This window comes from Pedobacter sp. AK013, from assembly GCF_014205835.1.
GTDB lineage: Bacteria > Bacteroidota > Bacteroidia > Sphingobacteriales > Sphingobacteriaceae > Pedobacter.
In genome coordinates this window covers 1-5328 of the sequence record NZ_JACHCQ010000075.1, presented here as the reverse complement: position 1 = coordinate 5328, position 5328 = coordinate 1, and the positions used below count along the sequence as shown (strand labels likewise).

Annotated in this window: 5 protein-coding genes; 1 reads left to right on the top strand and 4 read right to left on the bottom strand. The window is 37.1% G+C overall.

All coding sequences use genetic code 11. From position 1 onward, the window contains the following. Positions 1 to 107: 107 nt before the first annotated feature. The 4 genes from HDC90_RS25195 to cmk form a co-directional block, all read right to left on the bottom strand. Positions 108 to 1088 (bottom strand): SH3 domain-containing protein, encoded by a 981-nt coding sequence (locus tag HDC90_RS25195; RefSeq protein WP_184471392.1) that lies wholly within the window; start codon positions 1086 to 1088, stop codon positions 108 to 110. Positions 1089 to 1215: 127 nt separating this feature from the next. Beyond that, positions 1216 to 2712 carry a YgcG family protein gene (locus HDC90_RS25190; protein WP_184471390.1) on the bottom strand — a complete coding sequence of 499 codons (1497 nt, stop codon included), beginning with the start codon at positions 2710 to 2712 and terminating at the stop codon, positions 1216 to 1218. 60 nt (positions 2713 to 2772) lie between these two features. Continuing rightward, a complete protein-coding gene (locus HDC90_RS25185; protein WP_184471388.1) occupies positions 2773 to 3603 on the bottom strand; it encodes a DUF1080 domain-containing protein in 831 nt (276 codons plus the stop codon). Between the two features lie 348 nt (positions 3604 to 3951). Next, positions 3952 to 4632 carry a (d)CMP kinase gene (gene cmk, locus HDC90_RS25180; RefSeq protein WP_184471386.1) on the bottom strand — a complete coding sequence of 227 codons (681 nt, stop codon included), beginning with the start codon at positions 4630 to 4632 and terminating at the stop codon, positions 3952 to 3954. 74 nt (positions 4633 to 4706) lie between these two features. Between cmk and arfB the strand changes: the two genes are divergently transcribed. Beyond that, positions 4707 to 5114, top strand: coding sequence for an alternative ribosome rescue aminoacyl-tRNA hydrolase ArfB (arfB, locus tag HDC90_RS25175; protein WP_184471384.1), 408 nt, complete (start codon positions 4707 to 4709; stop codon positions 5112 to 5114). The last annotated feature ends 214 nt before the right edge of the window (positions 5115 to 5328 follow it).

Genomic DNA, 5328 nt, shown 5'->3' with positions numbered 1-5328 from the left:
TTTTAAAACATAAACAACCTTAATTAGCCAATAAGCCTTATTTATCTTCAATAATCAATTTTAACCGGACAACAGTGAATTTATTTCAGCATCTAAATGGTGTACTTCTATCTTTTTGTAAACGTTCCTCTTGTAAAACCTTCGCCAATTAATGTTTTATCATCCCTGATCAATAACATAATGGTATTTTGCTGATCATAAAGTTTGATCATATCGCCTTCGATAACGTATTTCGAGGTGAAAATAGAATCAGTATAGGCATCGGTAACCGTTACCGAATCTTTCGATTTAAAATTAAAGGTTTTATATTGTATATCTTCGTTGCTGGCAAAGGTGCCTGTTACCACCTTCGCCTGTATAAAAGTAATGTAGCAGAAATATCCGATTACCAGGATTACAACCACCGAAAAACCGATCAAAAATTTATTACCACTTGCATATTTAATCGAGAAGTACAATATGGTAATGAGTATTAAGGCCACAACTACAAAAAAGATGATGTTCGTATAATCTTTGTTTTCTTGAGGTACCGATGCCGCAATGGTAGTTTTTTGGGCCGCAGCTTTTACAGGAGAAATTCTTACTAAAAATTCTTTACTCACCCATCCTTCTCCATTAGTAACCTTAACCTTGTAAAAGCTAGTGTTTGATGAATCTATAACGGCAACATTTTCATTTTTAGGTAAATATCCAACAATTTTGCTTTTCGGATCAGCTTGTTGCCTTACACGTAAATCGTCGGCAGTTACACGATACATATCTGTACTTAGCGCTGTTTGAGGGGTAGTGGCGGGTTGTGCAACATTTGCCTGAGGAGTTGATGGTTTAGGAGCTGAGGCAATTTTTTCTACGAAATCTTTGCTTACCCATCCCTCACGGTTTTTAAACTTTACTTTGTAAAACTTGGCATTGCTAGCATCTAAAACCGTAATGTTTTCATTTTGAGCAATATTTCCAATAACCTTACTTTTCGGATCACTACTTTCTCTTACACGCAATTTGTCGGCTTTAACCCGATACAATTCTTGCGCATTTAAACGGTTAGCAAAAATAGAAAGAGCGATAAGGAGGAAGAAAATTCTAATCATAAGTATTGGGTTCTGCGAAACAGTTTTTAATAGGTAATTGCAAACACGCTATAAGCAAACACCGTGCTAAGTGTTTCAAAATTAGAAAATACTTTTAATAGGAGAGGATAAGATTGAAAAAAGACAACTACCAGCTTCCGCCAGTGCCGCCGCCGCTGCTACTACCACCACCCCAGCTGCTGCTCGATGAAGATGATGAGCTACTGCCAGATGAAGAGGAACTTGATGACGAACTGGACTCGACCAGCATGGCCAATGTTATCCATTTTATAAATTCTGTTTTTTTACAGAAGCTACATTCGTTTACTAGCTTCGCCTGGCCTTCATGACTGTAAGTAGCCTGTTTAACTGTTACGCGTTTATTCAGTTTATAAGTTCTGAAAGCACATTTGGGGCATTCGGTATAGCTATTGTACTCTTCTGCAGGCCATGCCTTAATAGTATGTTCTTTATGGTCGGCACTTTCCCAAATATCGTAATCGTATGCTTTTATTATTTCCTCTTTGCGTTGGCCCTTTGTTAAAAAAGGTTCGCCTTCAATATTGGTATCCCTGTCAACTCGCACCATTTCTTGGCCTTTACTATTCAGCACAGGTTTAAAGCGGCTAATATTCTTAACTTTTTTAAATAAATAGATAATGATGTTGATTAAAATAAGGGGAGAAAAAATGATCAGCCAAAAATTCTTTTTATGAAAGCTACCTACCGAAGTAAAGAAATTTTTATCGTCATTGTGTATTCTCCGCAATGTAGAAATATGGAAAAGGTACCTGCCGAAAAGTGCAAGGGCCAAAACAACATACAAAATAATCGGGATATCTTTTGGCCTTATTTTTTCAACTAATTCCATACCACCAAAAAAGAAAAATATAAAGCCAATCGCAAAAGTGATTATCATAGCAATTGCGCAGCCTTTGCCAATCTTTTCATATTGGTTATTATCAGATTGTGATTTCTCTTTTGTAGCATTTTTAGCCTGTCGGTTCACAATTTTAAATACGCCCCAAAAAAGCAGGATGATTATTCCGGTAGGTAGCAGGAAATTTTCTAAATTATTGTTTTTTTCTGGCTGGGTAAACAATTGGTTCAGCTCCGATTTGTTCTCAGGTTTTAAAATAACATCGCCAATGGCGTTAATGGTATTGGTAATTCCGGTGGCAAAATCATTTTCTCTGAAAGCTGGTATAAGTTGCTGTTCGGCAATGTGTTTTAACTTTACATCAGGTAAAACACCTTCGGCACCTGTACCCGTAATAAACCTGTATTTGCGGCGCTCTTTTGAAATAAATAACAGCAAACCGTTATTGCTGTTTTTTGAGCCTATTCCCCAGGTATTAAACAGCTCATAAGCAAAGTCGAAATCCTCTTTATTGTGGTCGAAATCGTTAACAATCACCACTGCCACCTGAACGTTGGTTTTATGTTCGAACTGGGCAATGGTATTATTTAAATCAGAAACCGTACTGCTTCCCAAAATGCCATCAGGGTCGCTAACGTAGCCCCCTCCATTGTTTTTTGGATCGGGAATATCTTTTACATGATAAGCTGTTTGTGCAATTGCAAAATCGGCCAGGAAAAGGAAAAGTAAAAGAGCAATATGTTTGGTTAAATGGGTTTTGAGCATTGTATTAATTTAGGTGTAAAATTATTGCGCCATCATTTAACAAACAGATGCCGATTTGGTTTACTCTTTTAATATTTTAGCCAATACCTTATCCAGTTTTGCTTTGTCTTTCATGTACGCTTCCAGATCATAAAGCTTTACTGTTTTAAATTCTATCGGATGGCTTTCACTTTGTAACGAAATATAACCCGATGTTAATGGTTTACCATCTATTTTAACTTTCGGGTCGAAATTTGAAACATTACCTCCACCAATTTGAGGCTTAGTGTATTCTAAAACCACTTCACCGGCTATGATGTGTTTGATAACGGAATCACCTAACACCAAAAACTCTGCGGTTACCCATTGGTCGCCAGCATAGGTTTTCGATTTAGAATCTAAGCAATGAGGTGTAAATAGTTTGCCATTATAATTAATCAGCGTCCCTGGAGTACATACGTTACTGGTATGGCGTTCGTGCTCGCCATCACCACCAAGTATCTGCCCCTCTATAGAGATCGGGAAATCCTGATCCTTCAACATTGTTGCCGGGTCTTGGCAATGTAACATGGCACCGCTATTTCTGGTTGCCCAACCTTCACCACCTTTAGCCTGATCGCCGACAAAACGATAGGTTACTTTTAATAGGTAAGCTGAAAATGGTTTTTTATAGAAAATATGTCCGTATTGTTGGTTAAATTCTTTGTATCCATCGTAACTCACTTTCATTACGCCATTTTCTACTCGGAAAGTATTGGCATAATTTTCTTTGTATTCGTGTTTGGAAATTTTAATGTTCCAATCTTTTAAATCTTTCCCGTTAAAGAGATTGATCCAGCCTTTTTGGGCCTTGGCGTTGAGGATCGTAACCGATAAAAATAATACAACAAGGTAAATTGATTTTAATTTCATAGTAACATTTGGGTTAGTTGCTAAAAATATGAAATTTTTTTTGAAGTCAACGTCAATGGCCCGATAGTTCATGGTTGATGGTCTGGAGCCAATCAGTTTGGAGTCAATTAACTGATTTAAACAATTCCTCCCTCGGTGTGCAATCCTGAGCAGAGTCGATGGGCTCGTAGTTAATAGTTCGATAGACCGTATTTTTGAGTGTGAATTAACCTGTTTAAACAGTTAACCAAAATCTATTCTAAGATTGCTTCGTCGTTCCTCCTAGCAATGAGGAATACAGCCATTAACCATCAACTACTAAATTATTGACGAATGAACTAATGACTGGTGAACCAATGAACCAATGAATTAATGAACCAAAAACGGTTCTACTCTTTCCATTGCAAAATCCAATTGCTCTTCTTGTGTAAGATCGGTATTATCTAAAATAATGGCATCATCGGCCCTAACCAGCGGACTTTCCTTACGGGTGGTATCGGCATAGTCGCGGTGTGCAAGGTTTTCGAAAACTTCTTCTAAAGTGGTCTCGTTATTGCCTTTGCTTTCCAGTTCCTTAAATCTTCGTTCAGCCCTGATTTTCGGATCAGCAGTCATAAAGAATTTCACAGGTGCATCTGGGAAAACAGTAGTGCCGATGTCGCGGCCATCCATTACAATATTTTTGGATTTACCCATGCGTTGTTGTTGTTTCACCATTTCGTGGCGGACAATTTTATGTGCTGAAACTTCACTTACATTTTCAGAAACAGGCATTAAGCGGATTTCATCTGAAACCTCTTCACCGTTAAGGGTAATGTGCGATTCATAATCGCGCGAATGGAAATTTAGTTCGATGTGTTGTAAAGCATCTTCAACTTTAGCATCGTCGGTAATATCGATATGGTTCCGTAAAAAATATAAAGTAACGGCTCGGTACATTGCCCCGCTATCTACGTAAATAAAACCTAATTTTTTAGCCAATGCCTTTGCCAGGGTGCTTTTTCCGCAAGATGAATAGCCATCAATAGCTATAACCAAGTTTTTCTTCATTCTGCTACAAAGGTAAAAAAAGCCAATGGGTTTGCTAACTTTTTTTAAATCGATATTCTTTATACTTTTGCCGCATGTTACCTACCAGAGAAGAAATTTTACGATCAGCCATTTTTAAAACATCGCGTAGTGGAGGTAAAGGTGGGCAAAACGTAAACAAAGTTTCGAGTAAGGTAGAGTTGGTTTTTAATATTGAACCCTTTGCGTATTTTACTGATGAAGAAAAAGTATTGCTCAAAGAAAAACTGCAACATCGTTTAGATAGTGAGGGTTTGCTCCATATTGTTGCCCAGGAAGACAGGAGCCAGCTGCTAAATAAAGAGAGAACAATTGTAAAACTGATCGATTTACTAAAAAAGGCATTGATTGTTCAGAAAAAAAGAAAACCAACCAAAATACCTAAAGGTGTTATAGAAAAGAGGTTAAAAAATAAGGCATCCACAGCCGAAAAGAAGAAAAACAGGAAAGTAATTGATTTTTAATAATTTTTATTAGCTATCTGAATTAGATTAATTCACATATGTTTAATGATCTCTTGTAGATGTTGAGTTCTTAGAGTCGTCACCCTGAATTTATTTCAGGGTCTATTATAACAGGAGAGATGCTGAATTTATTTCACTGTTGTCCGGAGAAATATTTTTTTGTTTATAAAAAAGGGTAGCTTTAAGTCTACCCTTTGTAGTGTTATATTTGAGT

Excerpts from the sequence above, each read along its gene's own strand:
- HDC90_RS25195 (WP_184471392.1), bottom strand. The coding sequence starts at position 1,088 with ATGATTAGAATTTTCTTCCTCCTTATCGCTCTTTCTATTTTTGCTAAC.
- HDC90_RS25190 (WP_184471390.1), bottom strand. The coding sequence starts at position 2,712 with ATGCTCAAAACCCATTTAACCAAACATATTGCTCTTTTACTTTTCCTT.
- HDC90_RS25185 (WP_184471388.1), bottom strand. The coding sequence starts at position 3,603 with ATGAAATTAAAATCAATTTACCTTGTTGTATTATTTTTATCGGTTACG.
- cmk (WP_184471386.1), bottom strand. The coding sequence starts at position 4,632 with ATGAAGAAAAACTTGGTTATAGCTATTGATGGCTATTCATCTTGCGGA.
- arfB (WP_184471384.1), top strand. The coding sequence starts at position 4,707 with ATGTTACCTACCAGAGAAGAAATTTTACGATCAGCCATTTTTAAAACA.